The organism is Streptomyces blastmyceticus (genome assembly GCF_039521185.1).
Taxonomy (GTDB): Bacteria; Actinomycetota; Actinomycetes; order Streptomycetales; family Streptomycetaceae; genus Streptomyces; species Streptomyces blastmyceticus.
This window is the reverse complement of sequence record NZ_BAAABW010000026.1, coordinates 508,557-531,624: the sequence shown is the minus strand read 5'-3', so window position 1 is coordinate 531,624 and position 23,068 is coordinate 508,557. Positions and strand designations below refer to the sequence as shown.

Sequence of the window (23,068 nt, the reverse complement as noted above, 5' to 3'; positions counted from 1 at the left end):
GTGCGGGACGAGGCGGTCCACGACTATGTGATCGTCGGCGCCGGATCCGCCGGCTGCGTCCTGGCCGCACGGCTCGGCGCGGACCCCGGCACCAGTGTCCTGCTGCTGGAGGCCGGGCGGGACGACGCGGTCCGCGCGATATCCGTGCCCGTGGCCTTCTCGACGCTCTTCCGGACCGAGGTCGACTGGGACCACCGCACCCGCGCCCAGGGCGAGCTCGACGGTCGGGAGCTGTACTGGCCCGCGGGCAAGGTCCTCGGCGGCGGCTCCTCGATCAACGCCATGGTGTACATCCGCGGCAACGCCGCCGACTACGACGGCTGGCGGGCCCGCGGCCTCGACGGCTGGGGCCACCGCGACGTCCTCCCGTACTTCAGGCGCTCCGAGGACAACACGCGCGGGGCGGACGCCCACCACGGCACCGGCGGCCCGCTCGCCGTCTCCGACCTCCGCGACCGGCACCCGCTCAGCGAGGCGTTCCTCGCGGCGGCCGAAGCGGCGGGGCTGGCCGCGAACCCCGACTTCAACGGCGCCCGGCAGGAAGGCGTCGGCTTCTACCAGGCCACCGTCCGGCGCGGCCGCCGCGACGGCACCGCGCGCGCCTTCCTCCGGCCCGCCGCGCGGCGCCGCAATCTGACGGTGCGCACCCGGGCGACCGTACGGCGCGTCGTCGTCGAGCACGGCCGGGCCGTCGGGGTGAGCGCCGAACTCGACGGGCGGGCACGGGAGTTCCGCGCCCGCCGCGAGGTGATCCTGGCGGCCGGCGCGATCGGTTCGCCCCGGCTGCTGCTGCTCTCCGGCATCGGCCCCGCCGCCGAGCTCGCCGCGCTGGGCATCCCCGTGGTCGCCGACAGCCCGCAGGTCGGCCGCAACCTCCAGGACCACCTGACCATCGGCGCGGGCTGGGAGGTACGGGGCATCCGCACGCTGGAGTCCGCCCTGCGCCCGGCGAACGTCCTGCGCTACGCGGGCGCGCGCCGCGGCCCGCTGGCGTCGCACGTGGTCGAGGCGGGCGGATTCGTCGCCGCCGGGGACGCCCCGCCGCACCTGCAACTGCACGCCGCCCCCGTGCTGTTCGACAACCACGGCCTGACGCCTCCGCCGTGCCCCGGCTTCACGATCGGGGTGTCCCTGCTGACCCCCGAGAGCCGGGGGAAGATCACCCTCCGGTCCGCCGACCCGGCGGACGCCCCGGTGATCGACCCCTGCTACGGCACCGGGCCCACCGACCTCGCACGCCTCGTCGACGGCCTGGAACTGGTCATCGGCATCGGGACGGCCCGGCCGCTGAACCGCCACTTCGGCGCGCTCTACGCCCTGGCCGGCACGGACCGCGGATCGCTGGAGCGGTGGACGCGCGCCCGCGCCGACACCCTCTACCACCCGGTCGGCACCTGCGCGATGGGCACGGTGGTCGACGCGGCGCTCCGGGTGACGGGCGTCGCCGGACTACGGGTGTGCGACGCGTCGGTCATGCCCGTGATCCCCCGGGGCAACACCAACGCCCCGACCATCATGATCGCGGAGCGGGCGGCGGACCTGATCCGCGGCTGACAATGCGGGCGGCCGCGCGTCCCCGAACCCATCGGGAACGCGCGGCGGTTGCGGTCTCACGCCTTCGGCAGCAGACCCGCCGACACCAGCTCGTCCAGGACCAGTGCCGTGGCCGCGCTGACCCGGTCGCGGTCCCCGTGGCCCAGCCACGCCACCTCGCCGATCTCGGCGCCCGGCACCGGGGTGCCCGAGCCCTCGGCCGTGAAGCAGACCATCCGCACGACCGTGCCCGCGGCCTTGCCGTCCGCCGCGGCCTCGACGGTCACCGCGTGGGCGATCGTCGCGGGGTCCAGCGTGACGCCGAGCTCCTCCTCGATCTCCCGGACCAGGGCCGCCTCCCGGCTCTCCCCGGCCTCCGGCTTGCCGCCCGGCAGATAGAACGCGGGCCTGTCGTGCGTACGGGCGGTGAGCACCCGGCCGTTCTCCAGCCGGATCCACGCGACCTTCTCGATCAGCTCGGCCATCGTCTTCCCCTTCAGGCCGCGGTGGGGGCGCCGGGGACGCGGCGGTCGCCGCCGTTGCCGTCCTGCCACGTCCGGTAGACGCCGACGGCCGCCTCGCGCGGCTCGTAGCGCATCGGCAGCCGCCGGTCGGCCCAGTCCTTGCCGAACTCGGCGTAGAAGGTGCCCAGCTCGAAGTACTTGCGGTCGTCCACATAGTGCGGCTCGTAGTCTTCGCGCCGGGTGAGGAAGACGACCTCGTCCGGGCTGCAGTAGTAGAGCGAGCCCAGGCACATCGGGCAGGGGTGCGCGAGGACGTAGATGGTGCAGCCCGTCAGGTGCTCGGTGCCCAGCCGGGTGCAGGCGTCGCGGATGGCGAGGATCTCGGCATGGGCGGTGGGGTCACCGGTCTGCGCCACCTTGTTGGGGCTCTCGGCGACGATCTCGCCGTCCCGGACGATGACCGTGGCGAACGGGCGCCCGCCCTCCGCCACATTGGCCCGGGCGATGTCGATGGTGCGCTGTGCGAAGTCCATGCTGCTCCTTGTGCGTGACATGCGTGAGGTGCGTGTGCGGTGCGGCCGGGGCGGGGCCGGTGAGCCGGCCCCGCCCCGGCCACCGGTCAGAACGGCTTGGTGGGCAGGTACTTGCCGTCGAGGGTGATCACCGCACGGGAGCCGCCCTCGGGGTCCTCGACCTTCTTCACGTCGAGCTTGAAGTTGATCGCGCTGATGATGCCATCACCGAACTCCTCGTGGACGAGCGCCTTCAGCGTGGAGCCGTAGACCTGGAGCATCTCGTAGAAGCGGTAGATCGTCGGGTCGGTGGGGATGCCGCCGGGGATGCTGCCGCGCAGCGGGATCGTCTGCAGCAGCAGGGCCGCGTCCTCGTCGAGGCCCAGCAGCCCGGTCACGGCCTTCGCCGCGTCGGCGGGCAGGGCGTGCTGGCCGAGCAGGGCGGCGGTGACGAAGGCCACCGACAGGCCGGTCACGTCGGCGAGCTGCTGCCAGGAGAGGTCCTTGCGGGTCTTGGCGTCGACGACCTGGACGGCGAGCTGCTGACGGGCGTTCTGGTCCGCCTGTGCGTGGATCATGGTGAGGCCTTTCGTTGCGGTGCGGTCCGGGCGGTCACCCGGAACGGGGAGTGGTTCAGCCGGCGAGGGCGACGAAGCGCCCGCTGGTGGTGTCGAGCTCCTCGACGGAGCCGGACGGGATGTCGTAGACCCAGCCGTGCAGGGTCACCTCCTGCCGGGCGAGGGCCCGGGCCACCGAGGGGTGGGTGCGGAGGTTCGCCAGCTGGCTCAGGACGTTGTCCCGGACCAGGGCGGCGACCCGGCCGGCGCCCGAGGCGGGGCCGGTGGCGTCGGTGCGGGCCCTGGCCGCGTCGGCGTGGCGCAGCCAGTCGGCCACCGCCGGGAGGGCGCCGAGGTCGCCGCCGGAGGCGAGCGCGGTCATCGCGCCGCAGTCGGAGTGCCCGCAGACGATCACGTCCGTGACGCCGAGGACGCCCACCGCGTACTCGATGCTGGCGGCGACGCCGTCCGCACCGGGTGCGTAGGGCGGTACGAGGTTCCCCGCGGTGCGGATGACGAACAGCTCGCCCGGATCGCGCTGGGTGATCAGCTCGGGGACGACCCTGGCGTCCGAGCAGCCGATGAACAGGGCACCCGGCCGGTGCTCGGTCGCGAGCCGGGCGAAGAGCTCGGCCCGGGCGGGGAACACGTCCTGCCTGAAGCGCTGGAACCCTTCGGTGATGTCGTGCATGGGTCACTCCTTCTCCGGTGACGGTGCCGGTCGGCGTGTTCCGCCGTCCGACGTGTTCCACCATGCATGACCTGTACCTATAGCGTCCAAGACGTTGTATCCATGACAGTCATTGGTGACATCTATAGCGGGTCGCATGGTCTTGGAACTCCGCCACCTCCGCCGGCTCCTCGGCGCGGCCGCCCGCGCTACGCGGGTCCCGAAGGGGCGTGCCGCAGGTAGGCCAGTACGGCGCTGACGCGGCGGTGGAGCTGGGGGACCTCGGCGAGGCCGAGCTTGGCGAAGGTGGAGTTGACGTGCTTTTCGATGGTGGACTCGGACAGCGTCAGGGACTCGGCGATCGCCCGGTTCGTCTTGCCCTCGGCCATGTGCCGCAGGACGTCGAGTTCGCGGCGGGTGAGCGCGGCCAGCGGGGCGTCGGAGGCCCGGACATGACTGCCCATCAGCACCTCGACGATGCGCGGGTCGACCACCGAGCGGCCCGCGGCCACCTCCCGCAGCGCGCGCAGGAGTTCGTCGACCTGGCCGATGCGCTCCTTGAGCAGATAGGCCAGGCCGTCCGTGCCCCGGCGGAACAGGTCGAAGGCGTAGTGCTCGTTGGCGTGCTGGGAGAGCATCACTACGCCGATGCCGGGGTGGGCGGCGCGGATCGCGTGCGCGGCGGCGATTCCCTCGGTGTGGTGGCCGGGCGGCATCCGGATGTCCGCGATGACGACCTCGGGGCGCAGGCGGCCGACGGCGGCGAGGAGCTCCTCCGCCGTGCCCACGGCGGCGACGACCTCGACCTCCCCGGTGTCCTCCAGCAGGCGGCGCGTGCCCTCGCGGACCAGGTAGTGGTCCTCGGCGATGACGACGCGCAGGGTCTCAGGCACGGGCTTCCTCTCTGACGCTCTCCCGCAGCCGGGCGCGGATGGCGGTGCCGCCCGGTCCGCTGGTGATCCCGAGCTCGCCGCCGACCGCCTCGATGCGGTCCCGCATGCCGGTCAGGCCCGACCCCCGGGTGGAGTCGACGGGGAAGCCGGTGCCGTCGTCGCACACCTCCACCAGCAGCCAGCCGTCCTCGCGTGCGAACCGGATCGCCACATGGCGCGCGTGGGCGTGCTTGAGCACGTTGGTGAGGGCCTCGGAGACGAGATAGAAGGCGGACTCCTCGACGTCGAGCGCGAACCGCACGCCGTCGAGCGAGTCCCCGCCGTGCACGGTGACGGGGACCGGCACCCGGCGGGCGCAGGAGGTCACGGCGGCCACCAGCCCCTGGTCGGTGAGGACGGGCGGGTGGATCCCGTGGGCGAACTCGCGGAGTTCGTCGATGACACGGCAGGCGTCGTCCTGTATCGCGGTGAGCGCGGCGTCGATGTCGGCGCCCCGGTGGAGCCGGTTGCGGGCGAGCGCCAGCCGGGCGACGAGCGCGACGAGCTCCTGCTGGATCCCGTCGTGCAGCCGCCGTTCGATGCGGCGCCGCTCGCTGTCCTGGGCGTGCACGATGCGGGCCCGGGAGGCGTCGAGCTCGGCGGCCTGCCGCTGCACCTCCTCGACCTTCGCGGACAGCGCGGCGGCCAGCCGTACGTTGTGCACGGCCAGCGCGGCCGGTCCGGCGAGGGTCTCCACGACGTCGTGGTCCTCGGGGGTGAACCGGCCCGCCAGCTTCGGCCCGTACTCGATCACCCCCTGGACCTCGTCGCCGTGCCGGAGGGGGAACGAGCCGTGGAGGGGGCCGCCCGACGGCTCGCCCGCCTCGGCCAGGGCGACGGGCAGCCCGTCCCCGCCCAGGCGCACCCGTACCCAGCGCAGGCTGAGGCCGTCCCGCAGCCCGGCGGCGAGCCGCGGGGCGAGCCGGTCCAGGTCGTACGCGTGCTCCAGGGTGCTGCCGAACTGCACGAGCAGCTCGAAGCTGGTGAGGCGCTTGCCGAGGACATGGCGTTCGACCAGGCGGTTCAGCCGGGTCCGCAGCGGCTGGAACAGGGCGGTCGCGGTGACGGCGACCAGCACGGCCAGCCCGATCGGCAGGTACTGGCCGGCGGTCAGGCCGAGCGTCATCGCCATGCCCAGATACCAGCTGTTGACGATGAGGCAGAGCGCCCCGTGCACGGCCGGCCGGCTGACCGGGATGTCCACGCCGAGCAGCCGGTGGCGGAACGCCGCGTAGACGACGAGGAGGGAGATCAGCACATACGGCAGCGCGCCCAGGAGCGCGCCGACGAAGTAGAGGTAGCCGTGGTCGCCCTGCCAGGGGCGGAACAGCCGGGACGAGGCCCGCGCCAGGAGGACGGCCGCCCCCGGCACGGCGAACGGCAGCAGGGCGGCGATGTCGCGCCGCCCGGCCGCCCGGGCGCGCAGGCAGCGGACCACGAGCAGCAGCGCGCCCACCGCGGGCAGCCACGCCTCCGGGTAGGAGAAGACCAGGCCGTGGGCGATGCGGTCGGACGCCGGAGTGAGCGGCAGCAGCAGCGGCAGGGCCAACAGGGCCCAGAAGGAGCGCAGAAGGGGGCGCTCATAGGCGAAGCGGACGGTGCCGTCGGGCAGCAGCGCCAGGAGCCGGACTATGAGGACGCTGACCGTCATGTCGTCCAACTGCCCGCAGATCAGGCAGAGATACCCCACGGGGGAGGGGGAGCCGGTCCGGGGGATCAGGCGCCAGCCGAACGTCATGGTCAGCAGCGTCTCGGTGTAGCGGAGGGCGATGGTCGCCGAAAGACCCACACCGATCAGCAGCAGACGCCGCGCGATCGGGCTGGCCGGCGCGTGCCACCAGCTGAACAGGCCGGCGAAATAACACGGGAGTACGGATCCGAGAATCCACGGCAGCGTATAGCGGTTCTGCAACTGCGTCGTTCCGATGACGGTCGCCCAGAGCAGGCAGGGAGCCCCGCCCCACGCGGCCACCCGCATCCACCCGCCCCTGGCCGTCACACCCGTCATTATCGGCGGGCGGCGCCACGCCCGTCCAGGAAGAAGGCCGCACTCCCGCGTGGCGGAAAACCTCCAGGGAGATTGGGGGCGGCCCGGGTCCACGGGAATCCCGCCGGGCCGCACACTCGAGTCGTCCCCTTCCGGCCCGGCGGGCCCGGGAAGGTGATTTCGGTGAGGCGAACGGGTTTTCCGAGAGCGGGTGGTTTCGATGAGTCTTTCCGCCGGTCCCGAAGTGATCGTCTGGGACACCACCTATGCGTGTCCCTTGCGATGCTCGCACTGCTATTCGGAATCCGGCCGGCGCCCGACCCGCCAATTGCACCCCCCGGACATGCTGCGGGTGACCGACGCCCTGATCTCCCTGGGGCCGCGGGTCGTCGCCCTATCCGGCGGCGAACCCCTCGTCGTACGCGGCATCTTCGAGGTCGCGGAGCGGCTGCGCCGGGCCGGGGTGAAGACCTCCGTCAACACCAGCGGGTGGGTGATGAGCCGGTCGGTCGCCGAACGGCTCGCCGAGGCGTTCGACGAGGTCATCGTCAGCCTGGACGGCGCCACGGCCGAGGTGCACGACCGCATCCGCGGCCGGGCGGGCTCCTTCGGCCGGGTCATGACCGCCCTCGGCATGCTCGACGACGTGGCCCGCAGGCGCCGCGCCGAGGGCGCCCGCCGCCTGCGCTTCGGGATCGACTGCGTGGTGATCCGCTCCAACATCGGCCAACTGGAACGCTTCGCCACGGACATCGCCCGCAGGTTCCCCGAACTCCACACCCTCGCCTTCAACGCCGCCGTCCCCGAAGGGCTCGCAGGCCGCCCGGAATTCTGCCGGTACGAACTCCTCGACCACGACATGGTCGTCCGGATGGCGGGCGAGGAACAACTCCGCCGGCTGCGGGAACTCGCCCCGCCGACGGTGACGGTGTTCACCACCGACAATTTCCACCTCGCCATGAACCCGCAACGCGTCGCCCAACGGACCGACACCCGGCTGATGCAGGTGGAACCCGACGGCGAAGTCCGCGGAATTCCCGCCTACGAAGGAACCGTCGGCAGCCTGCTCGACGTACCCGCAAAGGAATTGTGGGAACGCACGCTCGCCCGCCTCGACGACCCTTTCGTCATCGAGACGCTCTCGGCGGTCCACACCGTCGAGGACTGGGCGGAAGCCGCACGCCGCATGGACCACCACTTCGCCTCACCGGAGGACCGGGCCCGCATCGCCCGGCGCACCGTACGGCTCGACCCACCGGAATTCCTGACCGCCGTGAAGTGACCGCAGTGAAGTGACCGCGATGGAACGACCGCCGTGAAGTGACCGCCACCCGAACGGAATCCGGCAGAGGGCACCGCCATGATGACTCTCCAGGACTACGACCGCTTCTCGCTCGCCGACCCCGTCCTCTTCGAGCTCCCGGAGAACTACCCCGACGACGGCGAGCGGCTCGCCGCGGCCGCCCGCACCCCGCCGCCGGGCTGGACCCGCACCGAACACGGCTGGTGGGTCCGCCTGTGCCCCGACGCGCCCGGCCTGCCGGAACAGGGCTGGAAGATCCACGTCTCGGTGACCCCGGCCGCCGTGACCGAGGCCGTCGACCTCGTCTGGGACCACGCCGTACGGCACGCCCTGGCCTTCGACTTCATCCGCAGCGTCGCCACCGCCCGCGCCCTCAACGGCGTGCACGCCGACCGGTTCACCAGCGGCGACCTCATCATCCTCCACCCCGCGGACGACACCGCGCTGACCCGGGCGCTGGGCGAACTCACCGCCCTGCTCGACGGTGCCCCCGGCCCCTACGTCCTCGGCGGTCTGCGGCACCGCTCGGGCCCTCTCCACACGCGGTACGCCGCCACGGAAGGCACCGGGAGCGCCCCCGTGCTGCGGACCCCGGACGGCACCCTCGTCCCCGACAGGCGCCGCCCCCTCTTCCGCCGCCCCGACTGGCTGCCCCTGCCCGCCGTGCTGCGCCCGGACCTGGAGGCCCTGCACGCCCCGCCGGACGGCGAACTCCCCTTCACCGTCAGGCGGGCGCTGCGGTTCACCAACGGGGGAGGCACCTACCTCGCCACCGACCGGCGCACCGGCGAGCAGGTGGTGCTGCGCGAGGCGCGCCCCCACGCGGGCCTGGACCGGCGCGGCGAGGACGCCGTCACCCGGCTCGGCCGCGAACGCGCCGCCCTGGAACGGCTCTCGGGCCTCGACCGCGTCCCGAGGACCGTCGGCCACCACGTCCACGGCGGACACCACTTCCTCGCCGTGGAGCACATCGAGGGCACCTCCCTGGCCGAGGCCGCCGCACTCGCCTTCCCGCTGACCTCGGAGGAACGCGCCGAGAAGGAAGCCGCCGCGTACACCGCCTGGGCCCTCGCGACCCTGGACGCCCTCGGCCGGGCCCTGCGCGAACTCCACAGCAGGGGACTGCGCCTGGGGGAGCTCCACCCCAAGAACGTGTTCCTGCGCCCCGACGGCCGGGTCGTCCTCGTCGACCTCGCGACCGCCACCGACCTCACCGACGACCGCGCGCCCGCCCTCGGCGACCCCGCCCACACCGCGCCCGACGGCCTCCGCGGCGCCGACGCCACCGCGTACCTGCTGAACCTCCTGTGCCTGTGGCTCTTCCTGCCCGTCCCCCACGACGGGCCGGCCAAGCTCCGCACCCTCACCGCCGCCGTCGACGGGACCTACCCGCTGCCCCCGGGATTCGGCACGGCCCTGCTCACCGGCCTCTGCCCGGCGGACCGGCCCGTACCGTACGACCACGCCGGAGCACTCCTCGCGGCACCGGAACCCGACTGGCCGGCGATCCGAGACTCGCTGGTCGCCGGCATCCACGCCATGGCCACACCCGGCCGCGCCGACCGCCTCTTCCCCGGCACGCCCACCGGCCCGCGGTCCATCGGCGGTCACGCCTTCGCCTACGGCGCCGCCGGGGTCCTCCACGCGCTGCACCGCGTCGGCGCCGGGATCCCCGAGGAGTACGTCGCCTGGCTGCTGGCGGCCGTCGAACGGGACCGCGCACCACGGCCCGGCCTCCACGACGGGCTGCACGGCGTCGCCCTGACCCTCGATCAACTGGGCCACCGGGAAGATGCCTTGGAGCTCCTCGACCGCTGTCGCGCGGACGCCGCCCGGGTCACCTGCCCCGACCTCGCGAGCGGCGCGGCGGGCATCGCCCTGAACCAGCTGCGCTTCGCCCGCGTCACGGGAGACGGCTCACTGCGCGACGAGGCGCTCCGCACGGCGGAGCGGCTGGCCGCCCTCGTCGCGTCCGGACCTCTCGCCCCACGCCCCGGCGCGCCCGCGCCGTACGGACTCCTGCACGGAGGCGCGGGCATCGCCCTCCTCTTCCTGCGCCTCCACGAGGAGACCCGCGACCCGCACTGGCTGGACGCCGCCGACACCGCACTCGGCCACGACCTCGACCGGTGCGCCCTGCTCCCCGACGGCCACCTCGTCCTCTTCGACGGCACCCACCGGCTGCCCTACCTGCACGGCGGCAGCACCGGCCTCGCCTTCGCGCTGCGGCACCTCCTGCGGCACCGCCCCGACCCGGCGCGGGCCACCACGCTCGGCACGATCCTGCACACCTGCCGGGCGCTGTACGTACGCAACTCCGGCCTGGTCCGCGGCCGCGCCGGGGGCATCGCCGTCCTCGCGGCAACCGGCGCACCGCAGGACGACGCGGAGACCCGCGCCCGGATCCGCACACAGGTGCACCGCCTGGCCTGGCACGCCCGGTCCTACCGCGGCCGTCTGGCCTTCCCCGGCTTCCGGTCGCTGCGCCTCGCGGCGGACCTGGCCACCGGGTCGGCGGGCGTCCTGCTCGCCCTGAGCTCCGCGTTCGAGGGGACCGGCCCGGTCCTGCCCTACCTCGACCCGCGGTTCCCGTCCCTCGCGGAAGGCGGAAGGAGGTGAACGACATGGCGGAGATCCTCGAACTCCAGGAACTGGAGGAGGAGACCCCGGCCCTGTGGCCCTGCGCAAACAGCTACGAGAGCGGGCGCGGCGTGGTCTGACGGTCTGTCGCACGTACGGGGGACTGCCGGCCGTCGGCACCGCGCCGACGGCCGGCAGTGCGGTGACCCCGCCGAGGAACGAACACGACCGGGGCGGGGCCCCGCGCACAAGGAGACGGAATGCCCGACCACTTCGTCGACTCGCTCGACCACCTCGACGACGCCGACAGCCGCTTCACCTGCACCGGGCTCCCCACGCCACCGGGCCGGCGGCGCGCCGAGCACGGCGGCTGGGTCCACCTCCACGACCCCGCCGCCCGCACGCCCCGCCAGGGGTGGAAGATCCATGTCTCGGCCGCCCCCGACGCGGCGGACAAGGCGATCTGCGTGGTCTGGGACCACTGCGTCGAACACGGCCTGAGCTTCAAGTTCCTGCGCAGCGCCGCCGTCCACCTCCGCATGGACAGCAAACAGGCCCCCCGGACGGCCAGCGGCAAGCTCGTCACCGTCTACCCCGCCGACGACGGGGAGCTGGAGCGGACCCTGACCGCGCTCGCGCGGCCGCTGCGCGGCGTCGAGGGCCCGTACATCCTGAGCGACCTGCGCTGGGACGAGGGCCCGCTCCACGTCCGCTACGGCGCCTTCGACGTGGCCTACTGCTTCTCCGCCGACGGCGACTACGTCCCCGCCATGGAGGGCCCGGACGGCGAACTCGTCCCCGACGTACGGGGGACCGGCTTCAAGGTGCCGCCGTGGGTGGAGGTCCCGCCGTTCCTCGACGCGCGGATCCGGGCCGCGCGGGCGGGCGGCGCCGCGCCCTTCCCCTACCGCGTGGAGAAGGCCCTGCACTTCTCGAACAGCGGCGGGGTGTACCGCGCCGTCGAGCGGGACACCGGGCGCCGCGTGGTGCTCCGCGAGGCCCGGCCGCACGCCGGACTCGACGACAGCGGAGCGGACGCCGTCGCCCGGCTGACCCGCGAGCACGCGGCCCTCGGCCTGCTCGCCGGACTGCCCTGCGTGCCACGGGTGTTCGCCCGCACCCGCCACTGGGAGCACCACTACCTCGTGGAGGAGTTCATCGAGGGGGAAACCCTCCAGGAGGCCGTCGGCCGCAGGCACCCCCTGCTCCGGCCCGACCCGGAGACGGCCGGCCCCGCCGCGTACACCCGCTGGGCGTGCGACGTGCTCGCCCGGACCGAGGCGGCGGTCGCGGCCCTGCACGGCCGGGGCGTCGTCTTCGGCGACCTCCAGCCGGGGAACGTCATGCTCCGCCCGGACGGCAGCGTCTGCCTCGTCGACTTCGAGACGGCCGGCGCCACCGGCGAGGGACACGGCCCGGCCCTGGCCACCCCGGGGTTCGCGGCGCCCTGGGCCCGTTCGGGCCCGGCCGTCGACGCGTACGCGCTCGGATGCCTGGCGCTGGCGCTGTTCTGCCCGCTGACCCCGCTGCTGCGCTTCGACGACCGCAAACCCGAGCAGCTCATCGCCTGGACCGAACGCCGCTTCCCCGTACCGCCCGGCTTCGGCGACCGGCTGCGCCGGGAGCTCGCACCGCCCACACCCGTCGCCGGGGACGGCGCGCTGTGCGACGACTGGCCGCGCGACCGCTCGGCCGGCGCCGGGGCCGCGCTCGACTCCCTGCGGGACGCGATCCTGCACAGCGCGACGCCGGAGCGGGCGGACCGGCTGTTCCCCGGCGACGTGCGGCAGTTCGACGGCCAGGCGGCGAGCCTGGCGTTCGGCGCGGCGGGGGTGCTCCACGCCCTGCACACCACCGGGCGCGCCGCCCACCCGGACCGCGAAGCGCACGTGGACTGGCTGGTCCGGGCGGACGAGACCACCCGCTGGCCGCGGCCGGGCCTCTACGACGGGCTCGCCGGGGTCGCGTACACCCTGGACGCGCTGGGCCGGTGCGAGGAGGCGCGCGGGACGCTCGACCGGCTGGCCGCCTTCGACCTACGGGGCTGCGGTGCGGGCCTGTTCGGCGGGCTGTCCGGGATCGCCCTGGCCTTCCTGCACCTGGGCCGGACCGGGACCGCGCTCCGGCTCGCCGGCCGGCTCGTCCGCGCCCTGGACGGCGAGGACCTGCCCGGCGGGGACCGGACCGGGCTGCTGCACGGCTGGTCGGGGCCGGCGCTGCTCTTCACCCACCTCCACCGTGCCACGGCGGACCCGCGGCACCTGCGCCACGCCGAGGCCGCACTGAACCGCGACCTCGCGCGCTGCGGCACCCCCGGCGGCGAGCGGCTGCACGTCGCGGACGGCCGGCGGTGGCTCTCCACCCTCGACCACGGCAGCGCCGGCATCGGCATCGCCCTGCACGAGTACCTCCGGCACCGCGAGGCCCCGCACCTCGCCCTGGCCCGCGACCGGATCAGGGCCGGGCTCGCCGACACCGAACTGCTCCTCTCCGCCGGGCTGTTCGGCGGCCAGGCGGGGCTGCTGTACGGCCTCGCACACCTCAGCGGCCCCGACTCCGCACTGGTCCCGCACCTGCGGAGTCTGGGTCTCCACGCGGTCCGGCACGGCGGCGGGCGCGCCTTCGCCCTGGACGGCATGCTCCGGCTCTCGATGGACCTCGCGACCGGCACGGCGGGCGTCCTGCTCGCCCTCCACGCCGCGCTGGGCGACGGCTCCGCCGCCAGGCCGTCGCTGCCCCTGCTGAACACGGGCCCATGAGCCGCAGCCGCGCCGGGCGCAGGCCCCCCGACCCCGGGAGCCTGCGCCGCAACCGCCAATTCCAGCTCCTGTGCGCCGGACAGGGGCTGTCCATGCTCGGTTCCGGCGCGTCCGGCATCGCCCTGCCCCTGCTCGTCCTGCACCTGACGCACTCGTCCCTGCGGGTCGGCCTGGTGGAGGCGGTGTGGACCGGCGCCCTCGCGCTCGCGTGCCTGCCCGCCGGGCCGCTCGTCGACCGCCTCGACCGCCGTACGGTCCTGCTGACCTGCGAAGCGGGCCGCGCGCTGACCAGTGCGGCGCTGGCGGCCGCGATCCTCACCGGCCATGCGACGCCGGCCGTCCTGCTGGCCGCAGGCGTGCTCCTCGGCTTCCTGACCGCGCCGTTCAACGCCGCCGGGCTCGCCTCGGTCCGCCAGGTCGTACCGGAGCACAAGCTGAGCACGGCGCTCGCCGTCAACCAGGTGCGGGGCCAACTGGCCTTCCTGCTCGGGCCGGTGGTCGGCGGGCTGCTGTTCCAGGTGTCCCCGAGCGCCCCGTTCTGGCTGGACGCCGCGTCGTACGTGATCTCCGCGGCGTGCGTGCTCGCCCTGGGCCCGGCGCTGTACACCCCGGCGGGGGAACGCGAGGGCTGGTGGCGGTCGTTCACCACGGGTCTGCGCTTCCTGTGGCGGGAGCGGCTCCTGCGGCGGCTGACGCTGGTCGCGTCGGCCCAGAACTTCGTCCTGGACGGGGTGTATCTCGCGGTCGTCGTCAGCTGCGCCAGGCAGGGTGCGTCGGGACTGTCCGTCGGGATGCTCACCGCCGCATCGGCGGTGGGCGCGATGACCGGGGTGGTGCTGGCGCCCCGGGTGGGGCACCGCTTCACCCCGGACCGGGTGCTGCTCGCCACCGAGGCGATGTGCGCCCTCCTCGTCGGCGCGATGGCGCTGGGCGACAGCGAGTTGGCCCTCGCGCTGCTGCTGGCGGGCTGTGCGCTGGCCGTGGCGGTGTCCGGCTCGGTGCTGACGGTGGCCCGGCTGCTGCGGACGCCGGAGCGGCTCCAGGGGCGGGCGAACAGCGCGATCGGGCTGCTGTTCATGGCCACGCCGCCGCTCGGCTCGGCACTGGCCGGAGCCCTGGTGGACCGGCTGCCCGACGCGGCGGTGTTCCTGTTCTTCGGCGCCCTGCTCGGCCTGCTCGCCCTGGCCCTGCCGCGCGAGCGCGCCTTCGCGGCCGGGGCGCGGGAGGCGGAGACCGCCGGGAGCGGCGCCGAGGCGGTCTGCGAACCGCGCAGGTGACCGAACGCGGGGCGCCCGGCCGCCCGTTCGCTTCCTTCCGGGCCCGAACCGACGGTCGCGGGGTACGGTTTCAGGTCACTCCGATATGCCGACACCATATGCCGATGGGCGCGTAGCCAGGTCCGTACCGGTGCCCACTGGCGCTGCTGCGGACCCGAGTGCCGTGCGTGTCGCCGGTGGCCCGCCGAGCCCCTGCCGCACGCCCACCGTGTGCCCTCCCCGGGCGTCCGGATCACGGCACCGGAACCCCTGCGCCGCAGTTGAACCGCATCAGGGGGCGCGTGGCGCACGGAGCAGGCCGAATGCCTATGCAGCATGGACCGAGTGCGCCGTGTGCCCCAATACATCTATCGAATGTATGGTTTTCGTTTTTACGCTCGCGTCTAGAGGGCACCATCCTGCCAGGCCCCGTGCCGGGGAGGAGTCGGGGCCCGGAGGCACGGCCTGCCGCGGGGGGACGAGGGAGAGGGCAGTGATCCAGCCTGGGAGCGACCGTCCAGGGGGACACGGCGCGCGTGCCGCGCCATGGGGGAGCGAACGCAGGCGCTCCCCTCCTTCTTCCGTGCCGACCCGACGGAAGGCCCGCCTCCGCTCCGCCGAGGGCACCACGCGCGCATGAGGACCGGCAGCGCCCGGCCCGAGCACCCCGTACCGCAACGACGAGTTCGGCTCGGAATGGCCCGAAGGAGGCCGGCCCCAGATGCCACAGGACATCGCCCTGGACATACCGTTCCCCACCAGGACCCATCCACGGGTGGACGCCGTGGCCGATCGCAACGAGCGATGGCTGATATCCGCGGGTCTGCTCAGCAGCCAGCAGAACATAGAGCGCTACCGGTCGTGGAACATCGCCCTGCTCGCGGCGGGCTTCCTGCCGGACGTCTCCGAGCGGGAGCTGACCTTCGGCCTCGCCGTGCAGAGCTTCTTCTTCTTTTTCGACGATCTCTTCGACGGCGCCCTGGGCCACAACCCCGCGGCCACGTACGAGATCTGCCACGAGATGGCGGCCCTCGCGCGGCAGGGCTCCGGCCGGCCCGCCGTCACGCCGTCCTTCCCGCTGGCCCGCCTGTGGTCGAACCTGTGGGCCCGGGCCCAGCAGGGGATGTCGGCCGCCTGGCGGGGGCGCAGCGTCCGGCACTGGGAGGAGTACTTCCTGACGTACGTCTCCGAGGCCGTCAACCGCAAGAGCGGCACCGCGCTCGGCATGGACTCGTACATGAAGCTGCGCCGGGACGGGATCGGCAGCCAGGTGGTCCTGGACGTCTCCGAGCGCTGCGGGCACTTCGAGGCACCGCCGGAGATCCACCAGAGCATGTGCATGCTGGAGGCCCGCGACATCACCGCCGAGGTCGTCACCCTCACCAACGACCTGCACTCCTTGGAGAAGGACCAGGCGAACGGCGACCCGAACAACGCCGTCCTGCTGCTGGGCAGGGAGTACTCCTGCTCGCAGGACGAGGCCGTCGCCCGGCTCCAGCAGATGGTGCGCCGGCGGACCCGGCGCTTCCAGCAGCTGGTCGGCGAGATCGACCGGCTGTGCGACGCCTTCGGGCTCTCCACGGAACAGCGCGAGAACACCCACCGCTTCCTGGACGCCAACCGCGCCTGCATGCGGGGGAATTACCACTGGAGCAACATCAGTGCGCGCTACAGCAACGTCGGTGTCCTGCACGTCATCCGTTCTCCCCGGATCGAGGACGTGATAGCCCAGACCGTCGACTGAACGGCGCACCGTCCCGCCCGTGCGTCACGTCCCCGGCCGGGGACGTGACGCACGGGCGTCAGCGGCGGAGCACCTTGCGGGCCAGCAGGTTGCCCAGCAGCTGGGCGATCTGCACCAGCACGATCAGGACCGCCACCGTCACCACCATCACCGAGGTGTCGAAGCGCAGATAGCCGTACGTCATGGCGAGGTTGCCCACCCCGCCGCCGCCCACGGTCCCGGCCACCGCCGAGAAGTCGATCAGCGCGACCAGCATGAGATTCCTTTCGTGGATGCCTTCGGCTTCAGCCGGGGAGGAAGCGAAACTCCTGCGGAGCAGCGGGCTGTGATTCGCCGTCAGTGCGGATCTCAGTGCTCTGACCCGCAGATTTGAGGTTCACCCGTTGCCCTACTAGTTTGTGAGGATGGCCACGGCCCATGTGAAGCGGGCGTTCAAGTACCGCTTCTATCCAACCGATGCGCAGGCAGCCGAGCTGTCGCGCACGTTCGGATGCGTGCGGAAGGTCTACAACATGGCGCTCGCGGCCCGTACGGAAGCGTGGGCGCGGCAGGAGCGGGTCAACTACAACCAGACGTCGGCGATGCTGACCGTATGGAAGAAGACCGAGGAACTGGCCTACCTATCCCAGGTGTCCTCTGTCCCGCTCCAGCAGACACTCCGTCACTTGCAGGGTGCGTTCAGCAACTTCTTTGCGAAGCGGGCCAGGTACCCGCGTTTCAAGTCTCGGAAGAAGTCCCGGGCATCGGCGGAATACACTCGGTCGGCGTTCACGTTCCGCGACGGCCGGATCACCCTCGCCAAGATGGCGGAACCGCCACTGGGGAGAAGGTCACCAACCCCCGGCACGAGCGCCGCGACCGTGCCCGCCTTGCCAAGGCCCAGCGGGTCCTGGCGAGGAAGGCCAGGGGTGATGGAGCCAACCGTCGCAAAGCCCGGTTGAAAGTCGCCAGGATCCACGCCCGGATCAGTGACCGGCGCCGGGACCACCTGCACAAGCTGACCACTCGGCTCGTTCGTGAGAACCAAACGATCGTGATCGAGGACCTGACCGTCCGCAACATGGTCAAGAACCGGAGCCTGGCCCGGGCCATCAGCGATGCCGCGTGGGCCGAGTTCCGGAGCATGCTGGAGTACAAGGCCGCCTGGTACGGGCGGGAAGTGATCGCGGTGGACCGCTTCTTCCCCTCCTCCAAGCTGTGCTCCCACTGCGGCGCCCTCGCCGGGACCATGCCCCTACACGTCCGTGAATGGACGTGTGACAACTGCGGCACGACTCACGACCGGGACGGGAACGCGGCACGCAATCTCAAGGCCGCCGGGCTGGCGGTAACAGTCTGTGGAGCCGGTGTAAGACCTCAACGGAGAACTCCGGGCGGGCAGTCGGCGACGAAGCAGAAAACCCCACGGCGCGAGCCGTAGGAATCCCCCTCCCTTGGAGGGGGACGAAGCCAACGACAGGCTCATTCCAGTTCTGCGAGCCCTTAGGAGTGAAGGAATCTCCCTGAGGCCCCCTGTCCCGTTCCTACTCCGATCCCGCTCCGGCCCCCGGGAAGAAGTCGACGAGCAGCATGTCGCGGACACCGGACCCGGCACCGGGCGCGGGCCGCACCGGGGAGACGCCGTGCAGCACCCGGCGGTCGTCGAGCACGATCGTCTCCAAGGGCGCGGTGAGCAGCGCCCGGTGCACGGGCCGCTCCTGGAGGTCGTACAGACAGGACTCCGCGCCCCGTACGTCCCGGCGGCGGATCAGCACCTGGGCGACGTAGGCGTGACCGTCCCGGTGCACGCCCTCGGGCGCGGGGTGGCCCTCGGCCCGGACGGTGGCGGTGACGCGGATCTGGTGGACACCACAGGTGTCGATGCCGGCCCGGGGACCCGGGAGGCGCTCGTGGAGGGCGCGGACGATCGCGTGCAGCGCCGCGCCCGTCGCCACGGCGTCGGCCAGCGGGGCGAAGAGCCGGTCCACCCCGCCGTGCACCCGGTTCACCGAGCGGTCCTGGAAGAACGCGGCGTGCGGCAGCCGCTCCAGCCGGTCGCCATGGATGCGGAAGGAACCGTACCGGCGGAAGCGGTAGGGCCGGTCGGTGCCGAGATGGGCATCGGCGGGCAGGTCGTCCCAGGAGGCAGTGAACTGCGCGAAGGAGTCCGCGGGATGTCCCTCCAGCGCGGCGGCGAGCACCTCCGGGCCGAAGTGCGCGAAGGGCGGCCGCTCCGGAACGGGGGGCTGTCCGGACGGGGCGGCGGCCGGGCCCGGCACGCGCGATGGGGCTGACGTCATGGTGTCCTTGCCTTTGGTGCGGTGTGGTTCGTCGGCGAGGCGGCCCGCCGCGCGGGGGCCTCTTCTCGACGGTAAGGCGACACGGCGAGGTCGTCGGCCGGAATGCGCGCATCAGCGGGACGGACGGGGACAAACAGGCGGCGGGGGATAAGGACGCATACGGAACCGCCCGGTCCATGCGCCCATTTCACCCGGCAATTCACCGCGTGGGCCGGTCACGGCAGCCGTACGACCTGGGCCCCCCACGTGAGTCCGGCCCCGAATCCGAGGAACAGCGCCAGATCGCCCCTGCCCACCGTCCCCGATTCCCGCAGCCGGGCGACGGCGAGGGGAATGGAGGCGGCGGAGGTATTGCCCGCGTTCACCACGTCGCGGGCCACGGCGACGTGCGCGGGCAGCTCCAGCCGCCCGGCCACGGCCTCGATCATCCGCAGATTCGCCTGGTGCGGGACGAAGGCGCCGAGATCGGCCGGGCGCACGCCCGCCGCGTCCAGCGCCCGGCGGGCGACCTCGGGCATCTCCTCCATGGCCCAGCGGAACACCTCGGGCCCGGCCATGCGCATCGTGGGCCACTCGGTTCCGGGGGAGTCGCGGTACCGCAGCCAGTCGGCGGAGTGCGCGATGAGGCCGCCGCGGCTTCCGTCCGAGCCCCAGACGACCGGGCCCATCCCGTCCTCCTCCCGCGGCCCGACCACCATCGCCCCGGCACCGTCGGCGAACAGGATCGCCGTCGAGGGGTCCTCGGGGCCGACGATGTCCGTCATCTTGTCGGAGCCGATCACCAGCACATGCCGGGCCGAGCCGTCGCGCACCGACGAGGCCGCCAGCGCCAGCGCGTAACAGAAACCCGCGCAGGCCGCGTTGAGGTCGAACGCCGCGGCCCGGGTGCCCAGCCGGTCGGCGATCTCCGCCGCGCCACCGGGCGTCTGCCGCATGCCCGACATGGAGGCGAGGACCACCGCGTCCACCGCGTCGGGCGCCACCCCCGCGTCCGCGGCCGCCTTCCGCGCCGCCTCCACCGCCATGTCGACCACGGTCTCGTCCGCGGCGGCGTACCGACGCTCGACGATGCCCGTACGCCTTTCTATCCACTCGGCCGTACGGCCGGTACGCGCCGCGACCTCGTCATTGCCCACGACGCGGTGCGGCCGATAGGCGCCGATCCCCAGAATTCCTACGTCCTGTGCGGCAGTTCGCCGTATCAGCATGGCAATACCCACCTTCGGTCGGTCCTCATGCCGGTCCGCTGTCGCGCCCCGCAGTGGAATGTCGGACACCGGCATATCGGCGGAAGAACGGTCCGGCCCGTCGGGCGCCGGCCATCGCCGGTACCCGTGGCCGGAGTTCCGTTCCCGCTCCGGAAAAGGCGGGACAACCGTTCCCGCCTGGGGTGACATTGCGGCACGCGGCTTCCGCAGGCCGATGGGCGAACCGCGTCGGCGGTCGCCGTGCCGCCCGTACAGGCCCCCCGAGCCGATCGTGAGCTCACTCGCCGGGGGAGACTATCTCCGGGCGGGTTGGATTCCGCAACCCACCGGGCGAAGGCCGTCGAGTGTTGAACGTCACGCCGGTTCCATGATTTGCGCGCCCGTGACGCGGGTCACAAAAATTATTGCTTGCTTGGCGACATCGGCCCCTTCTACGGTCACTCGTGTGATCCAACTCATCGCCATGACTGGCCTGTTGTCGACGATCGAGTTCCGCCATCGCACAGAGTCCGTCGTGCCCGAAACGACCACGGGAACGGTGGACTCATGACGCACACCGCTTCACCTCCGTCGCCCCTGGCATTGCTCCGCCGGCCCGCGGGCGAGTGGATCGACGCCGGAACACACCTGTTCGGCTTCGGCGGATTCCACGGCGGACTCACGGTCGCGCTCATGGCCGCGGCGATGCAGGGCGACGCGCCCGGAATTCCCCTGCGGAGCGTCACCGCGCGTTTCCACCGGCCCATCGGCGACGAGTTCCGGCTGGAGACCTCGACGGTACGGGCCGGGCGCAGCGTCACCGCGCTCACCGCCCGGGCGGTGACGGCCAAGGGAATTCACGTCGACGCCTCTGCGGTCCTCGGGCCGCCGGGGACCGCGGAATGGCCGGCGTTCGCCCCCACGGCACCGGACGCCCCGCCACCCGAGGAATGCAAGATCTTCGCCATTCCACCGGAGTTCGTGCCCATCTCCTCCTACCTGGAAATCCGCCCGGTCGGCCCGCACCGGCCCTACGCCGGCGGCACCGAACCCGAACTCACCGCCTGGATCAGGCTCCTGGAGGACGAGGAGCCGCCGGACGCCCTGCGCTTCATCCTGCTGATGGACTCCCTGGCGCCGTCCTACGCCGCCGTGCTGTCCACCCTGGCCCTGGTGCCGACCGTCGAACTCACCGTGCGGGCCGGTGCGAACCTCGGCCGGGCCGCCTCGCCGTGGATCCTCCTGCGGGCCCGGACCCGCGCGGCCACCGCCGACGGATGGGTGGACGAGGAGATCGACGCCTGGGGCCGGGACGGCGCCCACCTGGGCTCGGCACACCAGCTCCGCATCATCCGCACCGGCTGACGCCCCGACCGGAGTACCGACCGGGGAACCGACCGGGAGATCCACCGTGCACGGCAGCAACAGCACAGGAATCCAGGGACCGGCATCGCCGCAATGACGGTCCCGGTCACGAGACTCAAGCAACGGGGGCGCTGTGGATCACATATCCGGCTGGGCGCGTACGTCCTGGCCCACGACCTTGCCCGAGATACTCGAACACCGCGCGGGCCTGCCCCGGCAGCTCGCCTTCCGCTTCCTGCCCGACGGCACCGGCGACCAGGCGGTGGAGTGGACGTACCACGACCTCGCCGAGCACGCCGCCCGCGTCGCCGCCGACCTGCTGCGGCGCGAACTCGACCAGCGCCGCATCGTCCTGGCCCTCGACCCGGGCCTGCACTACATCGCCGCCCTCTTCGGGATCCTCCGGTCCGGCGCCACCGCCGTGCCGTCCTTCCCGCCGACCGGCAGGCGCGCCCTGGCGCGCTTCGTCTCCATCGTCGCGGACTGCACCCCGGACGTGATCATCGCGGACACCCGGCTGGCGGACCGGGTGGCGCAGTTCGAGGCGGAACTCCCGGAGTCCGTACCCCGGCCGCAGTGGGTGTTCGTCGACGACGACTACTTCCGCGAGGCGGCGGACGCGGCGACCGAGGACCCCCGCGCGACGCCCGTACGGATCGCCGAACCGGCGCTGCTCCAGTACACCTCCGGCTCGACCGGCGACCCCAAGGGGATCGTGCTCACCCACGACAACCTCGTGAGCAACTGCCGTGCCCTGGAAGCGAACATGGGGTACGAGCCCGACCGTGTCGGCTGCACCTGGCTGCCGCCGTACCACGACATGGGCCTGATGGGCACGATCATGCTCGCGGTGCACGGCGGCTGGCCCCTGGTGCTGATGCCCCCGGCGTATTTCGTGCAGCAGCCCTACCGCTGGCTCAAGGCGGTCACCGACCACAAGGTGACCATTTCGGTCGGCCCGAACTTCGCCTTCGACATCTGCACGTCGGGCATCACCGACGAGGAACTGGCGACGCTCGACCTCGGCACCCTGCGCCAGGTCTTCTGCGGATCCGAGCCCGTATCGCGGGCCACTCTGGACGCCTTCCGCGAACGGTTCGGCCCACGCGGATACGACGAGGCGTCACTCATCCCGTGCTACGGACTGGCCGAGGCCACGCTCTATGTGTCGGGCAAGCGCACCGGCAGCGCCGTCAGGACCGTATGGCTGGACAAGGCGGAGCTGGAGCGCGGCCGCGTCCGCCACCTGCCCGCCGAGGACGCCGCGGCGGCCGGGGACGGCCGGGCCACCCGGATCGTCAGCTGCGGCGAGATCGCCGAGCACCACGAGGTCGTCATCGTCGACCCCGGTGAACGGCGCCCGGTGGAGCCGGGCGGGATCGGCGAGGTCTGGGTGCACGGCCCGAACGTCGCCACCGGCTATCTGGGCAAGCCGGAACTCACCGCCGGGACCTTCGCCGCGCGCCTGGCGGGTTCGGGAAATGAACGGACCTATCTGCGCACCGGCGACCTCGGCTTCCTGCACGAGGGGGAGCTCTGCATCACCGGGCGCCTCAAGGACCTCGTCGTCATCGCGGGCCGCAATCTCTATCCGCAGGACATCGAGCATTCCGTGCGGCGCGCCCATGACAGGCTCCGCGGCGCGGCCGCCTTCTCCGTACCGGGAAAGTCCGGCGAGGAGCTGGTGGTGGTCACGGAATTCCGGGGCACCGCACGGCAATTGGCCGCCGAATTCGACGAGGTGCGGGACGCGGTGGTCGCCGCGGTGACCACCGACCACGGCGTGGGACCCGCCGATGTGCACTTCGGCCCCGTCGGCGCGATTCCGATGACGACCAGCGGAAAGGTCCGCCGGGACGCCACCCGCACGGCTTATGTCCAAGGAACGCTGAAGAAGCTGACCCCGGCCGCGGACGACATGCCGCTGTCCGTGCGGTGAC

The 23,068-nt window shown here is 72.8% G+C and carries 17 protein-coding genes and 1 pseudogene; 9 read left to right on the top strand and 9 right to left on the bottom strand.

The genetic code is table 11. The annotated features are described in order from the left end of the window. Complete coding sequence (locus tag ABD269_RS24740; RefSeq protein WP_344121141.1) at positions 1-1,554, top strand: GMC family oxidoreductase; 1,554 nt, start codon at positions 1-3, stop codon at positions 1,552-1,554. A gap of 56 nt (positions 1,555-1,610) precedes the next feature. On the opposite strand, the gene ABD269_RS24735 is transcribed toward ABD269_RS24740, so the two are convergent. The 6 genes from ABD269_RS24735 to ABD269_RS24710 form a co-directional block, all read right to left on the bottom strand. Further along, positions 1,611-2,018 (bottom strand): NUDIX hydrolase, encoded by a 408-nt coding sequence (locus ABD269_RS24735; protein ID WP_301891179.1) that lies wholly within the window; start codon positions 2,016-2,018, stop codon positions 1,611-1,613. An 11-nt stretch (positions 2,019-2,029) separates the two neighbouring features. Next, positions 2,030-2,530, bottom strand: a complete 501-nt coding sequence (locus ABD269_RS24730; RefSeq protein ID WP_344121138.1) for a nucleoside deaminase — start codon at positions 2,528-2,530, stop codon at positions 2,030-2,032. An 86-nt stretch (positions 2,531-2,616) separates the two neighbouring features. Beyond that, positions 2,617-3,087 carry a cyanase gene (cynS, locus tag ABD269_RS24725; RefSeq protein WP_301891177.1) on the bottom strand — a complete coding sequence of 157 codons (471 nt, stop codon included), beginning with the start codon at positions 3,085-3,087 and terminating at the stop codon, positions 2,617-2,619. 55 nt (positions 3,088-3,142) lie between these two features. Beyond that, complete coding sequence (locus ABD269_RS24720) at positions 3,143-3,757, bottom strand: carbonic anhydrase (RefSeq protein ID WP_301891176.1); 615 nt, start codon at positions 3,755-3,757, stop codon at positions 3,143-3,145. Between the two features lie 188 nt (positions 3,758-3,945). Next, a complete protein-coding gene (locus ABD269_RS24715; RefSeq protein ID WP_301891175.1) occupies positions 3,946-4,629 on the bottom strand; it encodes a response regulator in 684 nt (227 codons plus the stop codon). Continuing rightward, on the bottom strand, positions 4,622-6,667 hold the full coding sequence (locus ABD269_RS24710; RefSeq protein WP_344121134.1) for a sensor histidine kinase: 2,046 nt from the start codon (positions 6,665-6,667) through the stop codon (positions 4,622-4,624). Before ABD269_RS24710 ends, ABD269_RS24715 begins: the two co-directional genes overlap by 8 nt. A 208-nt stretch (positions 6,668-6,875) precedes the next feature. On the opposite strand from ABD269_RS24710, the gene ABD269_RS24705 reads away from it, so the two are divergent. The 5 genes from ABD269_RS24705 to ABD269_RS24685 all read left to right on the top strand — a co-directional run bounded on the left by ABD269_RS24705 (position 6,876) and on the right by ABD269_RS24685 (position 16,297). Continuing rightward, positions 6,876-7,937 (top strand): radical SAM protein, encoded by a 1,062-nt coding sequence (locus ABD269_RS24705; RefSeq protein WP_344121132.1) that lies wholly within the window; start codon positions 6,876-6,878, stop codon positions 7,935-7,937. Between the two features lie 78 nt (positions 7,938-8,015). Next, entirely contained in the window at positions 8,016-10,577 is a 2,562-nt protein-coding gene (gene lanKC, locus ABD269_RS24700) for a class III lanthionine synthetase LanKC (protein WP_344121130.1), read from the top strand. A gap of 221 nt (positions 10,578-10,798) precedes the next feature. Further along, positions 10,799-13,297 (top strand): class III lanthionine synthetase LanKC, encoded by a 2,499-nt coding sequence (gene lanKC / locus ABD269_RS24695; protein ID WP_344121128.1) that lies wholly within the window; start codon positions 10,799-10,801, stop codon positions 13,295-13,297. After that, a complete protein-coding gene (locus tag ABD269_RS24690; protein WP_344121126.1) occupies positions 13,294-14,574 on the top strand; it encodes an MFS transporter in 1,281 nt (426 codons plus the stop codon). The genes lanKC (ABD269_RS24695) and ABD269_RS24690 overlap by 4 nt, the downstream gene beginning before the upstream one ends. A gap of 700 nt (positions 14,575-15,274) precedes the next feature. Next, positions 15,275-16,297, top strand: a complete 1,023-nt coding sequence (locus ABD269_RS24685; RefSeq protein WP_301891169.1) for a terpene synthase family protein — start codon at positions 15,275-15,277, stop codon at positions 16,295-16,297. A gap of 58 nt (positions 16,298-16,355) precedes the next feature. On the opposite strand, the gene ABD269_RS24680 is transcribed toward ABD269_RS24685, so the two are convergent. Next, a complete protein-coding gene (locus ABD269_RS24680) occupies positions 16,356-16,553 on the bottom strand; it encodes a hypothetical protein (protein WP_301891168.1) in 198 nt (65 codons plus the stop codon). 148 nt (positions 16,554-16,701) lie between these two features. Here ABD269_RS24680 and ABD269_RS24675 point away from each other — a divergent pair. After that, positions 16,702-17,717: pseudogene (locus ABD269_RS24675) on the top strand (RNA-guided endonuclease InsQ/TnpB family protein). 103 nt (positions 17,718-17,820) lie between these two features. Here the strand turns inward: ABD269_RS24675 and ABD269_RS24670 are convergent. Beyond that, complete coding sequence (locus ABD269_RS24670) at positions 17,821-18,576, bottom strand: 2OG-Fe dioxygenase family protein (RefSeq protein WP_344121122.1); 756 nt, start codon at positions 18,574-18,576, stop codon at positions 17,821-17,823. Between the two features lie 215 nt (positions 18,577-18,791). Next, on the bottom strand, positions 18,792-19,790 hold the full coding sequence (locus ABD269_RS24665; protein WP_425572986.1) for a beta-ketoacyl-ACP synthase III: 999 nt from the start codon (positions 19,788-19,790) through the stop codon (positions 18,792-18,794). 540 nt (positions 19,791-20,330) lie between these two features. Here ABD269_RS24665 and ABD269_RS24660 point away from each other — a divergent pair. Together ABD269_RS24660 and ABD269_RS24655 are read left to right on the top strand one after the other, a co-directional pair. Next, on the top strand, positions 20,331-21,128 hold the full coding sequence (locus tag ABD269_RS24660) for a thioesterase family protein (RefSeq protein WP_344121118.1): 798 nt from the start codon (positions 20,331-20,333) through the stop codon (positions 21,126-21,128). Between the two features lie 133 nt (positions 21,129-21,261). Then, positions 21,262-23,067: a fatty acyl-AMP ligase gene (locus tag ABD269_RS24655; protein WP_344121116.1), complete on the top strand. Its 1,806-nt coding sequence runs from the start codon at positions 21,262-21,264 to the stop codon at positions 23,065-23,067. Position 23,068 lies beyond the last annotated feature (1 nt).